Raw genomic sequence first — 22,889 nt, forward strand, 5'->3', positions numbered from 1 at the left:
GGGACAGGTGTATGGGGAACTGAGCATAATGTACGAAGGCCGACTCCCAGAGTAACGCATAGCTGGCAAAAGCAGGCGAAAATCCTGTCTGTACTTGACATGTTCAGCATGTGTTGTTATATATAAACCATGAGCTGAAAGTTCTCAAATTCGCTTTCAGCTTACCAAGTATCATAGAAGATCTATGTTTACAGAGATTTTTTCACAGGCTCCTATCCGCTGCATAAAAAAGTAACGAGATAGCAAAAACTACCTCGTTACTAAAGTCTAACTTTTTGGGGTCACATCACTCCTTCATGACAGCTTTTTTCTATTTTCGTTTCAATACAGCCCTGACAGCCTCTGCCACGTGGCTGGGACCTAAGCCGTAAGCTTCCAGCAATTCGTTTGGCCGGCCCGACTCGCCGAACCGGTCGCGAATGCCGACCAATTCGACAGGCACGCAGCAGCGCTGAGCCAGGCATTCGCATACAGCGCTTCCCAGCCCGCCGATGCGCTGGTGCTCTTCGCATACGACGACGGCTCCCGTCGCGGCGGCGCAGGATACGATGCCGTCTTCATCCAAAGGCTTGACCGTATGGACGTTGACGACTTGTACAGAAACGCCTTCACTGGCCAAGGCCTTCGCCGCTTCCAGGCTTTGATACACCATGATACCGTTGGCAAAAATTGTAACGTCCGTCCCCTTGCGGAATACAGAGACCTTTCCAATCGTAAAGGGCGTGTCGTCGTCAGTGACGACGGGCACGGGATTACGGCTGAAGCGGATATACGAAGGCCCTGTCATATCGTATACGGCCATCGTCGCCTTATACGTTTCCTTATAATCGCAGGGAACGACGACCATAATATTGGGGATCGTCCGCATGAGCGCCACGTCTTCCAGGGCCTGATGGGTCCCGCCGTCGGGTCCTACGGAAATGCCGGCATGTGCGCCGCCCAATTTGACGTTCAGGCGATTATACCCGACCGTATTGCGGATCTGTTCCCACGCCCGGCCAGTCAGAAACACGCCGTACGTAGACACGAATGGGACGAATCCCGTCAGGGACATGCCGGCAGCCGTGCCGACTAAGTCCTGTTCCGAAATGCCTACGTTCAGATATTTTTGCGGATAGGCTGTACGCACCCAGTCGGTTCGCGTCGATTTTGCCACGTCGGCATCCATGACGATGACGTTATCGTGAAGGCGGCATAATTCCAGCAGCGCCTTTCCGTAGCCGTCGCGCATAGGTATACACTCCATTACAGCACCTCCTGAGATAATTCCTTCATGGCGGCCGCATACTGCGCTTCATTCGGCGCCGTGCCATGCCAGTCGGCCTGGTTCTCCATGTATGACACGCCCTTTCCCTTTATAGTCTGGGCCAGGACGACAGTCGGACATCCTGTATGCACCTTCGCTTCCGACAATACTTGATAGAGTTTATCTATATCATGTCCATCAACAGTCATGACATTCCAGCCAAAGCTCTTCCACTTGGCGTCAAAGGGCTGTAAATCCTTGATTGTTTTCAGCGAATCGACAAGCTGCATGCCGTTGCAGTCTACGATAAGGCAGACATTATCCAGATGATGATGGGCCGCAAAGGCCGCCGCTTCCCAAATCTGCCCTTCCTGCTGTTCGCCGTCGCCTATAAGGCAGAACACATGAGGCGTTTCATGACGGTATTTCAAAGCCCAGGCTATGCCGTTGGCAATGGACAATCCCTGTCCCAAGGACCCGACGGCGCAATCAAGACAAGGCAGCTTGACCATATTCGGATGTCCCTGCAGCGGGCTGCCTAAAGAACGCAGCGTCGGCAGCCAGTCTAAGGGGAAAAATCCCTTATGGGCCAATACGCTGTAATATGCCGGAGCCGCGTGGCCTTTCGATAAGATAAACCGATCTCTCCCCTCATATTTCGGCTGCTGCGGAATACACCGAAGCAAGTCGGTGAAATACAGCGTTACCAGAATCTCCACAGCCGACAGAGAGCTTCCGGGATGGCCGGAGCCGGCTAAATAAATAGCCTCGACGACGTCCTTTCGAACTTGTCTGCATAACTGCTGAAGCTGATCCATTATCAATAAGGCCTCCAAACTATACACGTAGTGTCGCCGTTGCAGCGCAACGAGGCGATACTCGTCTTTCATATAAAAAACGCATCGTATCGCTTATTCAGCTCACTATGATACGAATGCGCCTGCAACAAAAAAATGCAGATTCAGCTTGAGCCAAATCAATATACGTGCATTATCATTTTACAATGATTATACAAACAAGTCAAACAAAATATGCGCATACCGTATACATACCCACGTCCCATACTGCAAAACATCAAAAAGGCTTACAAGACCTGCATACGTGCAGGCCCTATAAGCCTTTTGTCAGTCTACACGCTTTCGTGACGCGTCGCGTTTCTTTCAGGGCGCAACTTATTTGCCCATTTCTTCTTTCAATACTGCGCCTAAGCGTTTAATGCCTTCTACAATGCGGTCTTCCGGCATGTTGGAATAGTTGAGGCGGAAGTGGTTTGCATTGCCGCCGTTCGGATAGAACGGGCCGCCCGGAACGTACGCAACGTTCTTTTCCAATACCTTCGGCATAATTTCTTTTGCATCCATGTTTTCAGGCAAGGTTACCCAAGTGAATAAGCCGCCTTCAGGATACGTAAAGGTAACGCCTTCGGGGAAATATTCCTTCATGGAATCATACATGAGGGTACGGCGTTTGCCATAGAGAGCTTTGATCTTTTCAACGTGAGCATCCAAATCGAACATATCGATGAAGTACGACGCCTGACGCTGTGCAAAGGACGAAGACTGGAGATCGACGGCCTGTTTCAATTTGACAACCTTGTCAATGATAACGGGATCGGCAACCATCCAGGCTACGCGCAGACCAGGCATAAAGATCTTCGAGAAGGAGCCCAGGAAGATGATATTGCCTTTCGTATCCATGGATTTCAAGGACGGTACGACGTCGCCGTCATAACGGAGTTCGCCGTACGGATCGTCTTCAATGACGGGGAAATCGTACTTGTTGACGATATCCATAAAGGCTTTGCGGCGTTCCATAGGCCACGTAATGCCCGTCGGGTTCTGGAATTCAGGAATAACGTACATCAAGCGGACGCGGTCGCCGTATTCGGCCAAAATCTTTTCCAATTCTTCCGGAATGATGCCTTTTTCATCCGTCGGAACTTCGACGAATTTCGGATCGCACAGCTTAAAGGCGTTGATAGCGCCTAAATACGTCGGGCTTTCTACTAAAATGACGTCGTCTTTATTGAGGAAAATCTGCGCCAATAAGGACAGGCCCTGCTGAGAACCTGAAGTAATGACGATTTCTTCGGGCGTGCAGTCGACTTGGAAAGCCTTTTTCATGCGAGCGGCAATTTTTTCGCGGAGAGGCAGGTAGCCTTCCGTCGTTCCGTACTGTACAGCCAGCTGGCCTTCTTTGCTCAAAATTTCTACGTCGACTTTCTTCAATTCTTCCAGCGGGAATAATTCCGGCGCAGGCAAGCCGCCGGCGAAGGAAATTACTTCCGGCATAGTCGTCAACTTAAGCAATTCACGGATTTCCGAAGCCTTTAAGCCCATAGCGAGGTCTGAAAATTTCATTACCAATCACTCCTTAATGATTAAATGTCCCCTGTTTCCCTATGTCATTATTATATCATTAATATGAGTTTCTTTCAATTATCGTTAGATGAGAAATAAATTAAAGTTTTACGTTTATCTTCTTCCATCTGCCCTATGAGCTCTTCTTTGCTGTCAAAGCGGATTTCCGGGCGCAGCCGCTTCCGGAAGCGAACGACGATGTCCTCGTCGTACATATCGCCGCTCCATTGCAGGATGTGCGTTTCTATGCGGCGGTATTGGTGGGCAAAGGTCGGATTGGCGCCGATATTCGTCATGGCCGGCAGCAGCTGCCCCTGCCAGTCTACTTCCGTTATATATACGCCGTCAGGCGGCACGGCCATCTGCGGCGGTATCAGCATATTAGCCGTTGGAAACCCGATCAGCCGTCCCCGGCGGTCGCCCTGTACGACCTTCCCCTGCAGGGCGAAGGGATGCCCCAGCAGGGCTTCTGCCGTTTCCATGTGGCCCATCGTGACCAGGCGGCGGATGACCGTGCTGCTGATCGGCGTGGACCGGCCCGGCCGTTCCAGCAGTGTCAGCGCCATGACGGGAATATGATGTCCCGCCATGAACTCGCGCAGCGTCTGCGTATTCCCTGCGGCTTTTGCGCCGTACGTAAAGTTCTCCCCTACGACGATAGCCGCCGGGCAGAGATATTCCAGCAGCTGCCGGCAAAATTCCTCCGGCGTTTCGTCGAGAAGATGCCGGGTCATAGGCAACAGCACCAGGGCGTCGATGCCGACGCCGGCAATATATTGGATTTTCTGCTCGACCGTAGCCAGCCGTATCGGCTCTTTTTCCGGGCACAACACGGAAAGAGGATGGGCTGCGAAGGTGACGACGACAGATTTGCCGCCCGTTTCCGCCGCCTTGTCGATAGCCGTGCGCATGACCTTCTGATGGCCCAGATGCACGCCGTCAAAAGTCCCCAGCGCGACGACGGCGCCTTGGCAATTCGTTACTTCCTGAAAGGAATGGAATAGTTGCATCGTATAATTACCTCACAGTACGTCGGCAAACATCTTATGCGGACGTATGACATGATGTTCTTTATCGAAATGAGCAATGCCGGCCAATTTTCGTTCCGGCGTATAGACCCGCAGCACGTCGCCATGGGCGAGCCCCTTGCCGGCAAAGGGCACCGCGCGGCCCTGCAGGAGGCGGGCACACTTTTCCGCCGTACAAACCGCCTTAGGAAGGTCTTGAATCGCCATGTCGGCAGGCAGGATATAGGCCTGCGGATCGGCTTCCAATTCTTCCAGCGAAGCTGCCTGAGCAATATCAAAGACGCCGGCCCGGACGCGGACGAGATAGGTCATGCAGGCATAAGTGCCCAGCGCTTCTCCGACGTCACGGATGAGCGAGCGGACATAGGTCCCCTTGGAACATGTCACAGCGATGACGCCCCGTCCGTTTTGATACGACAAAAGGCGGATCTCATATATCGTGACCCGCCTGCCCGGCAATGTAAAATCAGCGTTTTGTCTGGCCAGCTTATACGCTTTGACGCCATTAACATTGATGGCGGAATAACGGGACGGAGTCTGCTCGATATCGCCGCAGAACGACGCCAGCACGGAGGATATATCCTCAGCAGACAAATCGGGGACAGCAGCGCTGGCGACGACTTCGCCGGTGCTGTCCTCCGTATCCGTAGCAAAGCCTAAAGCAAACTCTGCATGATATGTCTTTATCCCGTTGTCTCCATATTCAATCAGCCGCGTCGCCTGACCCAGATACACGGGAAGCACGCCGGCAGCCAAAGGGTCCAGCGTTCCGGCGTGGCCAATCTTCTTCATCCCGTATATGCGGCGCATCTGGCCGATTACGTCATGGCTCGACATTCCTGTCGCTTTTAATACATTGACGATTCCATTTATCATTTTACTTTTAAAAGTTCCTTCACTATCATTTTTTTTGCTTCTTCCAGCGGCGCCGCCACGGTGCAGCCTGCTGCTCGCACGTGGCCGCCGCCGCCGAACATGGAAGCGACGGCGTTGACGTCGGCTCGCTTAGACCGCAGGCTGACCCGCGTTTCTTCCGGACCGACGTACTTTACCGTAAAAGCCACGTCGACGCCCTGAATCGTGCGGATGTAGTCGATATAGCTTCCCGTATGCTCACCCGTATACTGCAGCAAGTCCGGCGTAAACGAAAGACAGGCAACCTGGCCCTCACCGAATAATTCAATATGGCGCAACACCTCCGACAAGGCCTGAAGCTTTGCCAAAGACCGGGCTTCCAAATGCTCGGAAACGACGTTCGGCTGCGCGCCGGCTTCGACCAGCAGCGCCGCCATCCGCAAGGTATGGCCCGTCGTATTGCTGAATTTAAAGAACCCGCAGTCCGTCGCGATGGCCATGTACAAGGCGTTTGCCATAGACGGCGAAAATTCGGCCTGCCAGTCCTCCAACAGTTCGGTTAAAATCTCGCCCGTTGCAGCGCAGTCCGTCCGCACATATTCCCAATCGGCAAAATGGAGGTTGGAAATATGATGGTCAATATTCAGGACCTTCCCCTTCGCCAAGGCTTCAGCCGCGCCGATGCGATCCATGCCGGTCGCATCGAGCACGACGGTCAGCCAAGAGGCGTCGGTCTGTATCTGGTCGGGACGCCGTATCTGTTCCGCCAGCGGCAGAAAGAAAAACTTGTCGTCTATGTCGTCGTCCACGGCAACGACAACCTCCTTACCCAGGCCTTCCAGCCATTCCTGCATCGCCAGCAGGCTTCCTATAGCGTCGCCATCGGGGCTGACGTGGGCAGTCAGCACGATGCGGTCATGCTGTGCCAGAATACGGCGTACTTCCTGAGATGAACAATTCATGAAACTCAGTCCTTTTTTTCTATATCACGAAGTATTTTATCGATTTTCATGCCGTAATCGAGAGACGTATCTTCTTTAAATTCAATAGTCGGCGAATAGCGTATGCCCAAGCGGCGGCCCACTTCCGTGCGGATATAGCCCGTCGCGTTTTTCAGCGCTTTCAGGGTATTTTCTTTTTCCTCAGCCTTGCCAAAGAGGCTGACGTATACCGTCGCTTCGCGCAAATCGCCGGTAATCCGCGCGTCCGTCACAGTGACGAAGCCGAGGCGCGGATCTTTTAATTCACGAAGCAGGATATTGGAAACTTCCTGCTTGATGAATTCTTGTATTTTGCGGACTCGCAATTCTCCCATATGTATTTCCTCACTTTATTATTCCGGCGCGACTTCCACCATTTCATAGGCTTCGATTTCGTCGCCTTCTTTGATGTCGCGGTATTTTTCAAGAGTAATGCCGCATTCGTATCCGGAAGCCACTTCCTTGACGTCGTCTTTAAAGCGGCGCAGTCCGTCGATTTCGCCGTCGTGGATGACGATGCCGTTGCGGATCAGGCGGATCTTAGCGTTGTTCGTAATCTTGCCTTCCTTGACGTAGGAACCGCCGACGATGACCTTCGGCGTCGTAATGACCTTGCGGACTTCGGCGCGGCCGATAATGTGTTCTTCGTATTTCTTTTCCAGCATCCCTTTGATAGCCGCTTCCACGTCGTTGATGGCGTCGTAAATGACGCGGTACATGCGCATGTCGACGTTGTCGTGTTCCGCCGCCTTGCGGGCCGCCGCGTCCGGGCGGACGTTAAAGCCGATGATGATGGCGTTGGACGCCGAGGCCAGCATGATATCCGATTCGGAAATAGCGCCGACGCCGGCATGGACGATGGCGATGCGCACTTCGTCGCTCTTAATGTTGAGCAAGGACTGGCTCAGGGCTTCGACAGAACCCTGTACGTCCCCCTTAATGATGAGGGGCAGTTCTTTCAATTCGCCCTGCTGAATCTGGTTGAACAAATCGTCGAGAGTTACCTTCGCATTGACGTGGAGGGCCGACGAACGTTTCTTTTCCATTCGTTTTTCCGCTACACTGCGGGCCGTCTTTTCATCGGTCACGTCGAGGATATCGCCGGCTTCGGGCACATCGTTGAGGCCGAGGATTTCCACAGGGATAGACGGTTCGGCTTTCTTAACCCGTTCGCCCCGTTCGTTGTTCATGGCGCGGACCTTGCCGAAGCAGGGGCCGACGATAATCGTGTCGCCGACGTGGAGCGTGCCCTTCTGGATCAGGACGGACGCGACGGGGCCGCGGCCCTTGTCGAGCTTCGCTTCGATGACGACGCCCTGGGCCGGACGGTTCGGGTTGGCCTTCAATTCGGAAACTTCCGCCAAGACGAGGATGTTTTCCAGCAAGTCGTCGAGGCCGATTTTCTTATGAGCCGACACGGGAACCATAATCGTGTCGCCGCCCCATTCTTCGCTGATCAAGCCGTATTCCGTCAGCTGCTGCATGACGTGTTCTGGATTGGCGCTTTCCTTATCGATTTTGTTGATGGCGACGATGATGGGAACGCCGGCCGATTTGGCGTGGTTGATGGATTCAACTGTCTGCGGCATGACGCCGTCGTCTGCCGCGACGACGAGGACGGCAATATCCGTAACCTGGGCGCCGCGGGCGCGCATTGCCGTAAAGGCTTCGTGGCCCGGCGTATCCATGAAGGTGATCTTCTTGCCGTTGTAGCGTACCTGGTAAGCGCCGATGTGCTGCGTAATGCCGCCGGCTTCGTGGCTCGTCACGTTCGTCTGGCGAATCGCGTCGAGAAGGCTCGTTTTGCCGTGGTCGACGTGGCCCATGATCGTAACGACAGGCGGACGGACCTTCAGCGTTTCCGGCGCATCGATGATTTCTTCGATTTCCGTCGGATCTTCCGGCGGCGCTTCCTGCGTAACGGTTACGCCGAATTCGTCGGCAATCAGAGAAGCCGTTTCAAAGTCGATTTCCTGATTGATCGTCGCCATAATGCCGCCCATGAGCAGCTTTTTAATGACTTCGCCGACTTCACGGCCCAGCTTTTCCGCGAAATCCTTGACGATAATCGTTTCCGGCAGCTCGATAGACGTGGGGTAATTCTTTTTCTTCGCCGGTTCGCCGCCGCCCATATCGTGATGGCCGCCCTGCTTCTTGTTGTTCTTGTTATTTTTATTTTTGCCTTTGTTCAACACGTTAGATAAAAGTGTGTGAGGTCTGTTGTTTTTGCCGTTGGGGTTGTTGTTATTCTGATTGCGCTTATTTTTCTTATTGTCGCTGCGGCCGGCATTTTGGCCTTCGTCGCCGTTTTGCGAAGAACGACCGAAGAACTTCGTCCGCTTGCCGCCGTTGTTCTGCTGATTCTGCTTATTTTGCTGATTTCCATTCTGGCGGTTGTTCTGGCTGCCCGACGACTTTGCGTTCTGCTGTCCGGCATTTTTCTTATTGTCCTGGCCGCGGTTGTTTTGATGATTCTGACCGGACGAACCGCTCTGCTGATTTTTATTGCCGTTCCGCGCCGGCTGAGCCTGCTTCTTGGCGTTATTTCCCTGTTCAGGACGATTTTGCTTATGGGAATTTCCTTGTTTTTGTCCTTCCTGCGGTTTCGCTTGCTTAGCGCGGTTGTTATCGTTCACTTTGCGGCCAGTTCCTTCCATTCCTTTTTTCTGTTCTGCCGGCTTCTCAGCCTTCTTGGGTTCCTTAAAGGATTTATCTAATATGGCTCTCATCGAATCGTCGATGCCTGTAAAATTACCAGCTTTGATATTATGATCGCCTAACACTTTGATGACGTTTTTGGCGGATACGCCATATTCTTTTGCAACTTCGTATACACGTTTTGTCATCTAGTTACCCCCTTTTCAGTCGTTCTCAACACTTTATCTACAGCCTTGGCAAAACCGGCGTCCGTCAGCAGAACGACGACGTTCTGCATCTTTCCGACGGCCCTGCCCAGCTCTTCCTTCGTCAATATATCTACGACGGCAATCCCTTTGCGTTCTGCCAGGCGGCGGTACTTTTCCACGTTGTCGGCTCCGCCGTCTGCTGCCAAAAACAGCATGGGAACCGTATGCTTCTTCAAATGCTTCTCTGCCGCGAAATCGCCGCAAATCGTCTTGCGGGCCCGGCAGGCAAGTCCCAGCAGGTTGCCGATTCGTTCCTGCGCGGTCATGACAACTCCTGCCGCAGGCTTTCATAAATTTCGTCGGATACCTTCGTCTTTAAAGACCGTTCCAGACGATGTTCTTTATAGGCTTTTTCCAGACAAGCCGAATTCTGGCAGATATACACGCCCCGCCCGGATTTCTTGCCGGTCTTGTCGATTTCCACGGCGCCTTCCGGCGTGCGGACGACGCGGATCATTTCCTTTTTGCTCTTCTGTTCCTGACAGCCTGCACAGACGCGCAGAGGTATTTTTTTCTTTTTCATCTATACCTCCTCAGGCTTCGCCTTGTCCGTCTTCAGCCGCCGGCATATCCAATTCGCTCAGGATGTCTTCCTGTTCCACTTCTTCATCAGCCGAAGAAGATTCTTCGCTGGTAAGGGCAGCGGCCTGGCTTTCACTCTTAATATCGATTTTCCAATTCGTCAGCTTGGCCGCCAAGCGGGCGTTCTGGCCGGCCTTGCCGATGGCCAGGGACAGCTGATAATCGGGAACGACGACGCTCGACGCCTTTTCTCCTTCGTCGACGGTAACGGACACGACCTGAGCCGGGCTCAGGGCATTGGCGATGTACACGGCCGGGTCTTCATCCCATTTGACGATATCAATTTTTTCGTTCTGCAGTTCCGTCACGATATTCTGCACGCGGCTCCCTTTCGGGCCGACGCAGGCGCCGACGGAATCGACATTTTCATCGCGGGAATACACGGCGATCTTGGAACGGCGGCCTGGTTCGCGGGCTACGGATTTCAGTTCCACCACGCCTTCGTAAATTTCCGGCACTTCCAGCTCGAAGAGCCGCTTCAATAAGCCAGGATGGGTACGCGATACGAGGATCTGCGCGCCTTTCGTCGTCTTGCGCACTTCTACGACATAGCATTTGATGCGCTGGCCAACCGTGTAGGTTTCCGTCGGAATCTGTTCCGACGCCGGCAGAATCGCTTCGGCCTTGCCCAAGTCGACATAGACGTTCTTGTTTTCAATCCGCTGAATCAAGCCGGTAATGATGTCGTCCGTACGATTGTAAAATTCGTCGTAGACGATGCTCCGTTCCGCTTCGCGGAGGCGCTGGATCATGACCTGCTTGGCCGCCTGGGCGGCGATGCGGCCGAAGTTGGACGGCGTTACGTCGACGTTGACTACGTCTCCGACTTCGTATTCCGGGTTCAGCTTGCGGGCGTCTGCCAGGGAGATTTCCCCATGGTCGTTGACGACGTCTTCCACGACGGTTTTCGCCGCTACGATGCGGTAATCGCCCGTTTCCCGATTCAGCTCTACGTCGGCCAGGGGGTTGGCTTCCGGCTCCTTCTTATAGGCCGTAATCAGCACGGCTTCCAGGGAGTCGCAGATGACGTCTGTCGAAACCCCTTTTTCTTTAGACAAAAACGCAATAGCATTGAGCAATTCCTTATTCACGGTTACACCCTCCATTAAAAATCAATATGCAGACGAACCTGCGATATAGTTTTCATATCTAATATCTCTTCATTTCCATCGACCCGGACGGTCAGCTTGCCGTCTTCGCCTTTCCCTACCAAATCGGCTACCAGGTCTTTTTTGCCGTTGTAGGGCTGGAAAAAGTGAATATCCACGGTTCTGCCGGCGTAGCGGACAAAGTCCTTATCCTTTTTCAAGATGCGGTCCAGTCCCGGAGATGATACTTCCAGCAGATAATTTTCTTGTATAGGGTCCTTTTCATCGAGGACTTTGCTCAGCTTTTCGCTGACAGCCTGACAGTCCTCCAGATCGACGCCCCCTTCTTTGTCGATAAATACGCGGAGGTACCAGTTTTTTTCGCGGACATATTCGACGTCGACCAATTCCAAATCCGTGCCGCTGATAATCCGTTCTACTTCCTGAGAAATCATTGTTTCAATATGTTCACGCTTCATGCCATTCACCAGCTATCCTTCTAAAAATTCATACAGGTAAAAGTTAAGAGTGGGCTCGCACCCACTCTCACATAAAAGAATCTAAATTACGTTTAGTATACCACTTCAGCCGCCTTCTGACAACGCCGCAAGGGCAAATCAGGATATATCGGCTGAAATAGAGCCCAGCACCGGCAGCAGACGCTGCTGCAGCGCCCGTTTCAGTCCCTCCAGGGACGAGCCGTCAAAATCATGAACCAAATTTGGAAAGTTATGAATCCGCCGCTCTGCAAAAAAATCGTCGCGGAGGACGTTGTACATGACGGACAAGCCGCTTCGCGACTCGGTCTGGTAATAGGAAAGAATCATGTACGAGCCGTTAATAATCCGCACGGCCTGATTCGGCCGGATGAGGCAGCGGAATCCGCCGTATTCTGCCGGAAGGAACTCATCCCAGTCTACGTCGGGCAGGCCCTTGTTCTTCAGTATGACGCTGAAATTACGGCTCGGCTCTACATAGTAGTCGCGGATGATCCGGGCCAGCCGGTCTTCCACCATCGCCCGGAACATGGCGAAATCACTGGTAATAAACTCGATCAGGGCAAACTCCAGCATGCCGATGTCCGTGCGGACGGAAAACTCTTCCGAATCGGGATTGAATATCGCCCGTACAGACCAGTTATTGTCGGCGTTGCAATAGGCAAACAGCAGGTACTCTTTATCGCCGCCGTTTTCCTGCACCATGCGATATTCCGTCAATAACTGAAAATCTCCCACCTGAAGTGGGAGAATAGATGCAATATTCCATTGTTTGAATGTTTCAATCAATGCTTCATCCATAAGAGAAAAAAATGGTGCGGTTGGTGGGAGTTGAACCCACACAATCGAAAGATTACTGCCGCCTGAAGACAGCGCGTCTGCCATTCCGCCACAACCGCATAATCAATTAAAACTTGTAAAGATGTTTGTATTGCTGTTCATTCAACAAAACTATCTTAACATATTCTCGCGTTTCTGTAAAGGGTATTTTTTCAATTTCTGAAAAATTTTTTTCCCAACCATATTCTTCCATCCAGGAGTCGACGTGTCCGCGGCCGGCGTTATACGCAGCCAGGGCCAATACCTTATTTCCGTCATACTCATGCAGAAGATAGGCCAGATACCACGTACCCATTTTAATATTTGTCTGCACATTTGTCAATTGGTCCGGCGTAAAATTTTCGATTCCCATTTCTCCGGCAATCCATTCGCCCGTTTCCGGCATGATCTGCATCAGCCCCGAAGCGCCGCGATGGGAAAAGGCGTCTTCGTTGAACTTGCTCTCCACGAGAATCACCGCCGCGACCAAGGCGGGGCTGACGCCGTCTTCATACGAATATTGGCGCACCATGTAGTCGTACTGAAGAGGATAGACGAATTTCCGCAGCACGTCGTCTTTCCACGAGCAGAAATAGGTCGCTGAAAAACACGCCAGCACTACTGCTATGATAATTTTATCTTTTGTCTGGGTCTTCCGTCTCAACGCAGTCTCCTATCCTCTTTGAATTCTATCCATCAGCAGCGCCCACTGCGCCCGCACCTGTTCTTCCGTTTGAGCTAAGGCGCCGTTGTTGTCGATGACGACCTGCGACAGGGCGCGTTTTTTCTCTGCAGGCATCTGCGCACGAATGCGGGCCTCCGCTTCTTCCCGTGAAAAATGATTCCGGGCCATGAGCCGTTCCAGCTGCGTCGGCCCATCTACGCATACGAGCCATACTTCATCGACATACGCTTGATATTCTATCTCAAATAATAAGGGCATGTCAAGAAAAACGAAGGATTTCTTCTCCCCTTCATCTATGCGCCGGAGTTCTTCGTCGATTCGCTCGTAAATCAAGGGAAATAAAATGCCTTCCAGTTCCGCCTTGCGTTCAGCGTCGTTGAACACGACGCCGCCGATATAGGCCCGGTCCATCGTCCCGTCTTCTCTTATTGCTTTCGGGCCGAAGGCCGCCGCTACGGCAGCCAGCCCCTTCGTGCCGGGCCGCACGACATCGCGCGCCAGGACGTCGCAGTCCACGACGGACGCGCCGAGCTCCCGCAGCATCGATACGACCGTACTTTTTCCCGACGCAATCCCGCCGGTCAATCCAATGCGATACATGACAAGTTCCTCCTTACACCTGGCAGTGAGGGCAATAATGCGTTCCCCTGCCGGCAAACTTCGTATAGATAATCGTATGGCCGCAGCGCGGGCACGGCGTCCCTTCTTTGCCGTATACCTGCAAAAAGGCCTGGTTCGACCCTTCCTGGCCATTGCCACTGATAAAGTCGCGTATCGTCGTGCCGCCATGGGCCAATCCCTGCCGCAGCACGACCCCAATGGCCTCGTGGAGTCTGCGGCATTCGTCGGGGCTTATATCACAGCAGCGGCGCTGGGGCCTGACGCCGGCAAGGAACAGCGCCTCGTCGGCGTAAATATTGCCCAAGCCGGCTACGCAGGTCTGATCGAGCAAAAAGGATTTGACGGAACGCTTCGACGATTGGAGGGACTCCTGCAAATAGGAAAGAGTAAATTCGTTGCTGTTGCCGTCAGGTCCCAGCGAATCGTAGCCGGAAATACCCGTCGGCCCCTCCGGCGGCACGAGCCACAGGCACCCGAGGGTGCGGACGTCGCGATACAGGATATACCCTTCATTTAATGCAAAAATAATGCGCTGCCCTCGTATTTCTTCGTACTCCTCCTGATAGATGAGGCTGCCGGTCATGCGCAAATGCACAAGCAGAGACGGACCGCCGCTGCAGCGAAGAAGCAAATATTTTCCCTTGCGGCTGACGGCTGATATCGTTTGTCCCGTCAATCGGCGGCAAAATTCCTCAGGCAGCGCGTTTTTCACCAGGCGCGGCAGCAGGAGCCGTACGTTTTCGATCCGTTTTCCCACTGCGTGCTCTGCAATATAGGCGCGCACCGTTTCTACTTCCGGCAATTCAGGCATATAACTCCTCCTATTTCGCTTCTTCCCAGTTCCGGCCGCAGTGAATATCGACGACCAGGGGCACCGACAAGGTCACGATGTGTTCCATCGTATCCTTCAGCAGCGTTTCCACTTCTTCCCGCTCGTCAGCCGGCACTTCCAGGACGAGCTCGTCGTGAACCTGCACGAGAAGGCGGCTTCGCAAGCTGCGGCGTTCCAATTCGTCCTGAACGGCGTTCATGGCCAGCTTGATAATATCGGCGGCGCTGCCCTGGATAGGCGTGTTCATCGCCGTCCGCTCGGCAAAGGAACGGCGCGTAAAGTTCTTGCTGTTAATATCTGTCAGCGTGCGGATGCGTCCGAACATGGTCTTGGCCATCCCCGTTTCGCGGGCTTCCGCCACGAGCTTGTCCATGTAAGCGTGAATCGTGCTGTAGCGGGCGAAATAGGAGTCGATGTATTCCTTAGCCTGCTGACGGGAAATCGAAATATTGCGGGCCAGTCCGAAGTCGCTGATGCCATAAATAATGCCGAAATTGACGGCTTTGGCATGGGAGCGCTGCTCCGGCGTGACCTCGTCCCAGGGAATGCCGAAGACTTCCGACGCCGTGCGGCGATGGATGTCCTGATTTTTCTTGAAGCCGTCGATCATCGTCGGGTCCTGGGACAAATGAGCCAGAAGGCGCAGCTCGATCTGCGAGTAGTCGCCAGATACGATGTAGTCGTATCCTTCGCCCGGCACGAATAAGGAGCGGATTTTGCGTCCCTGCTCGGTTCGGATAGGAATGTTCTGCAAGTTCGGGTCCGAGCTGCTCAGGCGGCCCGTCGCCGTGACCATCTGGTTAAAGGATGTGTAAATGCGGCCCGTTTCCCGGGAAATCAAGGGTTCCAAGCCGTCCAAATAGGTGGAAATCAGCTTTTTCAAAGCCCGGAACTGCAGTATTTTCGGGATCATAGGATGCTGGTCCATGAGGGCTTCCAGTACGGCCGAATCTGTCGAATAGCCTGTCTTCGTCTTCTTGATAACCGGCAATCCCAGCTTTTCAAATAAGATGACGCCGAGCTGCTTCGTCGAATTGATGTTGAAGGTCTCGCCGGCATCGTCGTAAATTTCCTCTTCCAGCTTGTCCGCTTCCAGCGACAGCTCCCGTTCCATATCCATGAGCCGTTCCGTATCGACGGTAAAGCCGTTCATTTCCATAACGGCCAGCGTATGAATCAAGGGAATTTCAATCGTATCGTACAAGGTCGTCAAGCCGGCCTGCTCCAAGGCTTCTGCCGCCTTGGGCCAGACGTCGAAGGAAAACTGCGCGTCGCCGGCCAGGCGCAAGGCTTCGTCGCCGCTTTCCTGCAAAGGCACGGCAAATTTTTCCGATAAATACGCCAGGCCATAGGCGGTCCGCGTCGGATCCAGCAAATACGCTGCCAGTATGATATCCGCCAAGGGCAGGCGCTTGTCCGTATAGGGCGACGCCGCCTTGACGAGCTGCTTGCCCTGCGACGTGACGACTAAGGCCGCATCTGCCAAAGCACAGAGATACTCTCCTTCCCGTCCTGCCGGCACGATGAAGACGCCCTGATTTCCCGCAATGGCTAAGGCCTTCAGCACAGGCAGGGGCGCGGCCGGTTCATACACGCCTTCTACGGCGACGACCTGGCCGGCCAAGTCCTGGGGCTGCAAGTCGTCCAGCAGCTGCAGGGATACGTCCTGTGCCGGTTCCTCATCAGCTAAGGATGCAAAGCGGTCGAAGGCAGCAAACCGGGACAGCATGTTTTTAAAGCCCAGGCTGCGGAACAAGGCGGATACGTCTTCCTTGCGCGGCTGCGGCAGGAACATATCCAGACTATACTCGACGGGCACGCTGCAGCAGATCGTCGCCAGTTCCTTGGACAAAAAAGCTTTGTCCTTGTTGTCGGCCAGCTTTTCCTGCAGTTTCTTGCCCTTCACTTCGCCGATACGGTCGTACAGTGTCTCTACATGCTGAAATTGAGCGATGAGCTTCGCCGCCGTCTTTTCTCCGACGCCGGGAACGCCGGGAATATTGTCGGCCGTATCACCCATGAGGGCCTTCATGTCGACGACCTGGGACGGCGCGTAGCCGTATTCCGCCGCCATGACGTCAGGCGTAACGGCCAGCATATTCGTAATACCCTTTTTCGTCAAATGGACCGTGACGTTTTCATCGACGAGCTGCAGCGCGTCGCGGTCTCCCGTCACGATGTCGATATGAAAATCCTTCGCTTCCATCTGCCGGGCAACGGTGCCGATAATGTCGTCGCCTTCATAGCCTTCCAGCTCCAGGACATGAATGCCCAGGCATTCCAGTACTTCCCGTATCAAGGGGAACTGGGGCCGCAGATCGTCGGGCGCCGGCTTGCGCGTCGCCTTATAGCCGTCGTACAAGTCGTTTCGGAAGGTATGCTTGTCCTTGTCAAAGGCTACGGCTACGTAATGGGGCTCCAGCTGCTCGTACAATTTAAGCAGCATGTTTAAAAAGCCGTACACGGCGTTCGTCGGCCGGCCCTGGCTGTCCGTCAGGGAAGGGATGGCGTAAAAGGCCCGGTATAACAGGCTGCTTCCATCTATAATCAACAATGTTTCCTTCATGTCAGCCTCCTCTTACCGATGCAGAAACGCCTTGACGATGTTATATACAAAATAAATGACCAGCGCACCCAGCAAATAGGGCATCGCCATGATGATAAAGCCAAGGGCGCTGATGATGACGGCGACGATGCAGAATACGATAAAGCCCAGGGCCAGCTTGACGCGCCAGGACAATCCCGACGTGATGATGCGCACGCCTGAACGGCGGCGCTGCTGTTCGCGCATCTGTTCCTCATAGGCTTTCTGTTCGTCCCGTACCGTACCATCTTCTTCGATCGTCTGCCCGCGGAAGCTGTCCCGTTCGTGATCCGACATAACCTTGGCTTCGGCCTGCTCGTACTGCTGGTACAAGCGATGGCACGATTCGCACATGCCGTCGTCATAGACGGCTTCTCTATCGCAATAGCGGCACTTCATAGTAGTCCTCCTAAATTTCTGTAGCACACATAATACAAAATATCTCTCTTATTATATCATTTATCGTTTTGATTATCTATTCATTCATACAAAACAAGGCCGGCAGCCCAAACCATTTCGTTTTCCCGCCTGCCTATGGTATAATATGCGAGGCGTAAAAAGAAATCTGCAAATCACGGAGGAATGATATACGATGAATTTCATGGACGAAGCCATTAGCGAATCGGCAAAAAACTTAGAAACAGGCCACGGCGGACCTTTCGGCGCCGTCGTCGTCAAGGACGGTGTCATCGTCGGACGCGGCCATAACGAAGTATTGAAAAACAACGACCCGACCTGTCACGGCGAAATACAGGCCATCCGCGACGCCTGCCGCAATCTCGGCACGTACGACTTATCGGGCTGCGAGCTCTACACGTCGGCCGAACCCTGCCCCATGTGCCTTTCGGCCATCATCTGGGCGAATATTAAAACGGTGTATTACGGCAACAGCGCCAAAGACGCCGCCGCCATCGGCTTCCGCGACGACTTCATTTACGATTTCATCAAGCGGGGCTGCGCCGACGAAGATACGCTGGCCTTGCGGCAGATGGGCCGCGAAGAGGCCATCAAGATCTTTGAACAGTACAAAGAAAAGAATATGACCATATATTAATCGCTGCAAACGAAAAAGCTTGAAACATGGGACTCTAAAAAGTCCCTTTGTTTCAAGCTTTTTTCATCGTCGCGATTAAAAAATACGTTCCAGTACAGCCTGCACATCTTCGGGCTGTACGGCGACGGGATTGTTGTCCGCCCGGCCCTTGGTGAAAGCGTGACCGACGATGTAAGAAATATCGCCGCTGCCGATGCCGTAGTCCCGCAGGCGAAGGGCAAAGCCGCCGAGAGACAGCATATGGAATACCCAGTCTTTGACCTCTGCCGCCGAAGCGCATTGATACGCTTCCAGCAGCTCAGCATAGCGAGGAATCGCCGCCTTATTGAAATCCATGAAATCGCCCAGCGTCAAAGCCGCCGCCGTGCCATGAGGCACGCCGAATCTTTCCGTCATGGGGTACGATACGGAATGGCAGACTGTCGTCTTCGTATTGCTGAAAGCCAGTCCGGCATATAAGCTGGCCTTGCCGATGAGCAGGCGCAGCTCCGCGTCGTCCGGATGGGCCGCCAAGTCCTCTAAATGGCGGCGAATGAGGCCGATGGATAATAAGGCAAAGGTCTGGGATACTTCATTCGTCCGGCAGGCCCAGAAGGACTCCGTACTGTGGCACAAGGCGTCCAGCGCCGACGATATCGTCAGCGCTGCGGGACATGTCGCCGTGCATACGGGGTCGACGACGGCCAGGGCCGCAAAGTTATGACTATAGCTGCAAGACATCTTACATTCCCGTTCCCGATCCCATACGGTCGCCCACGGCGTCACTTCCGAACCCGTGCCGGACGTCGTCGGCACGCCGATCCAGGGAATAGGCTGCACCGCTTCATACGCCTCTGCGGCGATAAAGGCCCGCAGCCCTTCGGTCCCACGAATGCCGGCAGGAATCGCCAGGGCCAGGGTCTTCGCCGTATCCATGACGCTGCCGCCGCCGACGGCGAGGATGAGGCCGTACGGTTCGCCGCCCACCCGTTCCAGCATCGCGGCCATATCGGCCACGTCGGGATTGGAAAGCGTCAGCTCCTCTTCCCGGACGTCGCGCCCCGCTAAGGCCTTCCGCAAAGCCTGTCCGGCAGGACTTTGAGAAAAATCCATGCCGCGGGTCAGCAGGAGAATCTTCTTCTCCCGGCTCGTTTCCTCCAAGTAAAGAGCCAGCTTTTCCAAGCCGTCATGTCCGGCAAGGATGCGCACAGGATTATAAAATTCCAACGTTACCACTCCTTTTACTGCATGGACCGCTTGACCAGCAAAAAGCCGCGTTCTAAGCAAAAAGCGAAGGCGAATACCAGAAAAACGGCGAGTCCCGCTTGTCCATATTGATAGTTTTGTATGCTCGTGGAAATAGCGAAGCCGATGCCGCCGGCTCCCACCATCCCCAGAATCGCGCATTCGGCAAAATTGATTTCAAACCGCAGGGCAATCCAGGCGACGAGCTGCGTGACGGCACTGGGCAGCAGGCCGCAGCAGATAATCTGCCAGCGCGTCGCGCCTAAAGCCGCCAAGCCGTCTATCGTATCCTGCGGCACGTCCTCGAAGGCCTGGGAAAAGGCCCGCGTAAAAAAGGCCACGGTATGAATCGACAAACCCGTAACGCCCGCTACGGGGCCAAATCCAAAGCAGACCAGCATCAGTAGAACCCATACGGGCGTCGGCACAGCTCGCAAAAAAGTAAAGAAGGCCTTGACCGCCCCGGCAGCGATTCTGCTGCCGACGACGTTTTCCGCAGCCAATAGCCCGAAAACGAGGCCGAGGAATATACTGTACACCGTAGCCAGCACCATAATGGAAAAGGTGTCGGCGAAAGAAAGCAGGGTAAAGTCGACGCTGTCCGTCGTCATATGAGCCATTTTCCAAAAAATTTCAACGATGCCCGAGGAACGTTCCGCCAGCTGCAGCCAGTCAATATGCAGCATATACAGAGACACCGCGGCGGCTGCCGTCGTGCCGGCCAGGAACAGGGCGATGAAATGATCTCCCCCGCGGACGCCGACATCTATGTGTTTCTTGCCCTTTCTCTTGGGCCTTACGGCCGAATCTACGGCTGTAACTTCTTCTATATTCATGGATTCATCACTCTCTTTCGCAAGCATCCCGTCATGATATCTACCAGGATGACAATTGCCGCAATCATCAAGATGATGCCGGCAGCCTGCGGATATTTAAAGGCTTTCAGATACGACAGCAGGACCATGCCGCTGCCGCCGCCTCCTACCATGCCGACGATGGTCGAGGCGCGGATATTGACTTCCAGACAATAGAGAAACCATGAAATAAAGCCGGCTATGCAGCAGGGAATCACGCACTGGAACATGCGCTGCCAGAAATCGGCACCTACGGCTTCCATACATTCTAACGTGTCCTGAGGAATTTCGTCAATAACCTCGATAAACGTGCGGGTCATAAAGGCAAAGCTGGTAATCACCAGGGCGATAAACCCTACACTCGTGCCGACGCCCAGCGAAGAAAAGAGGATAAAAGCCCAGACGAGAGTCGGAATGTTGCGCAGGAAGGTAGCTGTGCCGCGGATAACGCCGGCGACGTACCGGGACGGCGACGTCTTTTCGCTGCCGAATACGGCAGCCACGACAGCCAGCACGGCGGCGACAAAGGCCGACGATATGGCTAGGGAAATCGTCACGGCAATGCATTCCATGACGGCTTCGCTGAACGATACCTGCGGCGGCAAAAAGTCTTCCGTAAAGAATTTCCATCCCTCGCCCAGCTGCGGTATAATTTCAGCCGGATTGAAACCCGTATAAGCCGTCGCAGCAATAAACGCTGCCGCAATAACTCCAGCCATAGTATATATTACATGTGATTCATTCTGTTTCATAGGTTTCGTTCCTTTATAGTGAGTTCATCAGCCGCTACGCCGTAAATGGTCTGAATTACGGCATCATTCATATCACACGGCGGGCCGTCGAAAACAATCTGCCCTTTCCTCAGACCAATAATGCGTGTCGCATATGCTTTTGCCACATCAATCTGATGAAGGTTAACCAGACACGCTATGTTCCGACGCGATGCCATGGAATAAATCATATCCATGATAATTTTGGCGCTCGACGGGTCTAAAGACGCAATCGGTTCATCGCAGAGAAGAATCTGCGGTTCCTGCATAAACGCCCGGGCAATGCCTACGCGCTGCTTCTGTCCCCCAGACAGGTCGGCGGCCCGCGTATTGAGGAAATCGCCCATGTCGATTTCTTTCAGCAGCTCTACGGCCTTTTCCTTATCTTCTTCCCGGTACCGTCCTATCATCCCCTGCAAGGAGCCCATGTAGCCCAGACGGCCGTGGAGCACGTTCTGCAGTACCGACAAACGGTACACCAGGTTGTAATTCTGAAAAATCATGCCGATTTGCCGCCGCAGCGTCCGCAGCCTGCTGCCCCGGGCTTTGGAAATATCTTCGCCGCCGATGAGTATGCGCCCTTCCGTCACGTCGTGGAGCTTGTTGACGGAGCGAAGCAGCGTCGACTTTCCGGCGCCGGATGGGCCGATGACGGCAATAAATTCTCCCGGATATACGGAAAAGCTGACATCATTCAATCCCTGCGTTCCGTTTCCATACCGCTTGCCTACATGTTCAAATACGACGACTGGCTGCTCTTCTGTCCAATTCATGCGAGCCGGCCTCCTTACTTGCTGAGGAGCTGATTCAGCTCGATAATGGGCTGGTAATCGGCTTTAGAAGCTTCTACAAAGCGAGCGCCTTTTACTTTAATAACCTTTGTGAAATAATCTTCGTTGTTATACTGCAGGAGAAAATCCGTCAGTGTCTTGCGCAGATTTTGATCCATATCAGCACGAATGATCATGCCTTCTGAAGGAATCGGATCTGAAGTGGCAATGACCTTGATGTCTCCAGCCCGAACATTGCCGCTGTTAATTTCAGCCTGCAAAATCTGATCTGACACAGCAGCCACATCTACGTCACCTTTAGCAACGGCCAGAATGCTGGCTTGATGCTTACCGGAGAACATAGCCGACGAGAAAAACTTTTCGTTCATGTGCAGCGTTTCGCTGTCGAGATTTTCATTGGCAAAGGCCTTCATGAGCATGCTCGTCGGAATGAGATTGCCCGACGTGGAGCCCGGGTCGACAAAGGCCATCTTCTTGCCCTTTACGTCCTGAAGGGAATTGATATCCGAACGGTCTGCCCTCGTAATGAAGACGGAATGATACAGGGCCTTCGCCTTGTCTCCGTCAGGGGCCTTCATGACGATGACGTCTACATTACCGTCTAAGCGCTGGTTTGCCAGAGAGATGCCCTCTGCTCCCAAATAAGCCATGTCGGCCTTTTTCGTCCGCAAGGCTTCAATGATGCCGTTGTAGTCGGACGCGCTGATTTCCTTTACTTCCCGTCCCAATGCTTTGCCTAAATCTGCCGATAAGGCGCTGCGGGCGTCGGCGCTCTGCTCCGTCGATTCGTTCGGCGCGTAGGCGATCGTAAAGGGCTGCTGCCCGCTACCGCCTCCGGAACTGCCACAGCCGCCGAAGCCTGCCGCCGCGGCTACCAACATTAAAGACACGCTAAGACCTTTCATCCACCGTTTCATATTCATGTCCATTTCCTCCTGTGTACGACAATATGATACTTTCCATATAATGCCTTGCTATACCTATATCCTACGGTATCCATATGTAGTTCCAGAAAATATATTGCAAATTCTTTGTAAATAATTGCATTTTACAGCATTTATTTGCATATTTTAGAAATATGTGGTTGAAATTGCAAACGCAGGAAGAAACAGC

At 53.5% G+C, this 22,889-nt stretch carries 24 protein-coding genes and 1 tRNA gene; 1 reads left to right on the plus strand and 24 read right to left on the minus strand.

The genetic code is table 11. The features are described 5' to 3' along the window. Positions 1-310: 310 nt before the first annotated feature. The 19 genes from CJ260_RS08655 to CJ260_RS08745 all read right to left on the minus strand — a co-directional run bounded on the left by CJ260_RS08655 (position 311) and on the right by CJ260_RS08745 (position 17,482). Complete coding sequence (locus CJ260_RS08655; protein WP_095629915.1) at positions 311-1,246, minus strand: transketolase family protein; 936 nt, start codon at positions 1,244-1,246, stop codon at positions 311-313. After that, positions 1,246-2,064 carry a transketolase gene (locus CJ260_RS08660; RefSeq protein ID WP_095629916.1) on the minus strand — a complete coding sequence of 273 codons (819 nt, stop codon included), beginning with the start codon at positions 2,062-2,064 and terminating at the stop codon, positions 1,246-1,248. Before CJ260_RS08660 ends, CJ260_RS08655 begins: the two co-directional genes overlap by 1 nt. A 354-nt stretch (positions 2,065-2,418) precedes the next feature. Then, the gene (locus CJ260_RS08665; RefSeq protein WP_087476965.1) at positions 2,419-3,606 is read right to left on the minus strand and encodes a PLP-dependent aminotransferase family protein; all 1,188 of its coding nucleotides are present in this window, start codon (positions 3,604-3,606) and stop codon (positions 2,419-2,421) included. Positions 3,607-3,680: 74 nt separating this feature from the next. After that, positions 3,681-4,616, minus strand: a complete 936-nt coding sequence (locus tag CJ260_RS08670; protein ID WP_095629917.1) for a bifunctional riboflavin kinase/FAD synthetase — start codon at positions 4,614-4,616, stop codon at positions 3,681-3,683. A gap of 12 nt (positions 4,617-4,628) precedes the next feature. Next, on the minus strand, positions 4,629-5,510 hold the full coding sequence (truB, locus tag CJ260_RS08675; protein ID WP_095629918.1) for a tRNA pseudouridine(55) synthase TruB: 882 nt from the start codon (positions 5,508-5,510) through the stop codon (positions 4,629-4,631). Beyond that, complete coding sequence (locus CJ260_RS08680; protein ID WP_095629919.1) at positions 5,507-6,451, minus strand: bifunctional oligoribonuclease/PAP phosphatase NrnA; 945 nt, start codon at positions 6,449-6,451, stop codon at positions 5,507-5,509. The genes truB and CJ260_RS08680 overlap by 4 nt, the downstream gene beginning before the upstream one ends. A 5-nt stretch (positions 6,452-6,456) precedes the next feature. Further along, positions 6,457-6,804 carry a 30S ribosome-binding factor RbfA gene (gene rbfA, locus CJ260_RS08685; RefSeq protein WP_087476961.1) on the minus strand — a complete coding sequence of 116 codons (348 nt, stop codon included), beginning with the start codon at positions 6,802-6,804 and terminating at the stop codon, positions 6,457-6,459. A gap of 18 nt (positions 6,805-6,822) precedes the next feature. Beyond that, positions 6,823-9,315, minus strand: a complete 2,493-nt coding sequence (gene infB / locus CJ260_RS08690) for a translation initiation factor IF-2 (RefSeq protein ID WP_087476960.1) — start codon at positions 9,313-9,315, stop codon at positions 6,823-6,825. After that, positions 9,312-9,641, minus strand: coding sequence for a ribosomal L7Ae/L30e/S12e/Gadd45 family protein (locus CJ260_RS08695; RefSeq protein ID WP_095629920.1), 330 nt, complete (start codon positions 9,639-9,641; stop codon positions 9,312-9,314). Before CJ260_RS08695 ends, infB begins: the two co-directional genes overlap by 4 nt. Beyond that, on the minus strand, positions 9,638-9,898 hold the full coding sequence (gene rnpM, locus CJ260_RS08700; protein ID WP_087476958.1) for an RNase P modulator RnpM: 261 nt from the start codon (positions 9,896-9,898) through the stop codon (positions 9,638-9,640). Before rnpM ends, CJ260_RS08695 begins: the two co-directional genes overlap by 4 nt. 10 nt (positions 9,899-9,908) lie before the next feature. Then, complete coding sequence (nusA, locus tag CJ260_RS08705) at positions 9,909-11,048, minus strand: transcription termination factor NusA (RefSeq protein WP_095629921.1); 1,140 nt, start codon at positions 11,046-11,048, stop codon at positions 9,909-9,911. A gap of 14 nt (positions 11,049-11,062) precedes the next feature. Beyond that, entirely contained in the window at positions 11,063-11,524 is a 462-nt protein-coding gene (rimP, locus tag CJ260_RS08710) for a ribosome maturation factor RimP (protein WP_087476998.1), read from the minus strand. Between the two features lie 138 nt (positions 11,525-11,662). Beyond that, complete coding sequence (locus CJ260_RS08715; RefSeq protein ID WP_233127937.1) at positions 11,663-12,280, minus strand: hypothetical protein; 618 nt, start codon at positions 12,278-12,280, stop codon at positions 11,663-11,665. A gap of 75 nt (positions 12,281-12,355) precedes the next feature. After that, a tRNA-Leu gene (locus CJ260_RS08720) sits at positions 12,356-12,441 on the minus strand. 8 nt (positions 12,442-12,449) lie between these two features. After that, positions 12,450-13,025, minus strand: coding sequence for a lytic transglycosylase domain-containing protein (locus tag CJ260_RS08725; RefSeq protein ID WP_087476955.1), 576 nt, complete (start codon positions 13,023-13,025; stop codon positions 12,450-12,452). A gap of 9 nt (positions 13,026-13,034) precedes the next feature. Further along, a complete protein-coding gene (coaE, locus tag CJ260_RS08730; RefSeq protein WP_087476954.1) occupies positions 13,035-13,646 on the minus strand; it encodes a dephospho-CoA kinase in 612 nt (203 codons plus the stop codon). A 13-nt stretch (positions 13,647-13,659) separates the two neighbouring features. Continuing rightward, positions 13,660-14,478, minus strand: coding sequence for a bifunctional DNA-formamidopyrimidine glycosylase/DNA-(apurinic or apyrimidinic site) lyase (mutM, locus tag CJ260_RS08735; RefSeq protein WP_095629923.1), 819 nt, complete (start codon positions 14,476-14,478; stop codon positions 13,660-13,662). A gap of 10 nt (positions 14,479-14,488) precedes the next feature. Continuing rightward, positions 14,489-17,065 carry a DNA polymerase I gene (gene polA / locus CJ260_RS08740; RefSeq protein WP_095629924.1) on the minus strand — a complete coding sequence of 859 codons (2,577 nt, stop codon included), beginning with the start codon at positions 17,063-17,065 and terminating at the stop codon, positions 14,489-14,491. 12 nt (positions 17,066-17,077) lie between these two features. Beyond that, positions 17,078-17,482, minus strand: coding sequence for a signal peptidase complex subunit 2 (locus tag CJ260_RS08745; protein ID WP_232818842.1), 405 nt, complete (start codon positions 17,480-17,482; stop codon positions 17,078-17,080). Between the two features lie 202 nt (positions 17,483-17,684). Between CJ260_RS08745 and CJ260_RS08750 the strand changes: the two genes are divergently transcribed. Further along, on the plus strand, positions 17,685-18,137 hold the full coding sequence (locus CJ260_RS08750; RefSeq protein ID WP_087476996.1) for a nucleoside deaminase: 453 nt from the start codon (positions 17,685-17,687) through the stop codon (positions 18,135-18,137). A gap of 75 nt (positions 18,138-18,212) precedes the next feature. Here the strand turns inward: CJ260_RS08750 and CJ260_RS08755 are convergent, their stop codons facing one another. From CJ260_RS08755 to CJ260_RS08775, 5 genes are read right to left on the minus strand one after another with little or no spacing between them, the layout of a single operon-like run. Further along, positions 18,213-19,343, minus strand: a complete 1,131-nt coding sequence (locus tag CJ260_RS08755; RefSeq protein WP_158221389.1) for a phosphonoacetaldehyde reductase — start codon at positions 19,341-19,343, stop codon at positions 18,213-18,215. Positions 19,344-19,357: 14 nt separating this feature from the next. Beyond that, positions 19,358-20,197 carry an ABC transporter permease gene (locus CJ260_RS08760; protein WP_158221390.1) on the minus strand — a complete coding sequence of 280 codons (840 nt, stop codon included), beginning with the start codon at positions 20,195-20,197 and terminating at the stop codon, positions 19,358-19,360. Further along, complete coding sequence (locus CJ260_RS08765) at positions 20,194-20,934, minus strand: ABC transporter permease (RefSeq protein WP_095629942.1); 741 nt, start codon at positions 20,932-20,934, stop codon at positions 20,194-20,196. The genes CJ260_RS08760 and CJ260_RS08765 overlap by 4 nt, the downstream gene beginning before the upstream one ends. 29 nt (positions 20,935-20,963) lie before the next feature. Beyond that, positions 20,964-21,758 carry a phosphonate ABC transporter ATP-binding protein gene (phnC, locus tag CJ260_RS08770; protein WP_095629927.1) on the minus strand — a complete coding sequence of 265 codons (795 nt, stop codon included), beginning with the start codon at positions 21,756-21,758 and terminating at the stop codon, positions 20,964-20,966. 14 nt (positions 21,759-21,772) lie between these two features. Continuing rightward, positions 21,773-22,699, minus strand: a complete 927-nt coding sequence (locus CJ260_RS08775; RefSeq protein WP_095629928.1) for a phosphate/phosphite/phosphonate ABC transporter substrate-binding protein — start codon at positions 22,697-22,699, stop codon at positions 21,773-21,775. Between the last annotated feature and the right edge of the window lie 190 nt (positions 22,700-22,889).

The sequence above is a fragment of the Megasphaera sp. ASD88 genome, from assembly GCF_002287425.1.
GTDB lineage: Bacteria > Bacillota > Negativicutes > Veillonellales > Megasphaeraceae > Megasphaera > Megasphaera stantonii.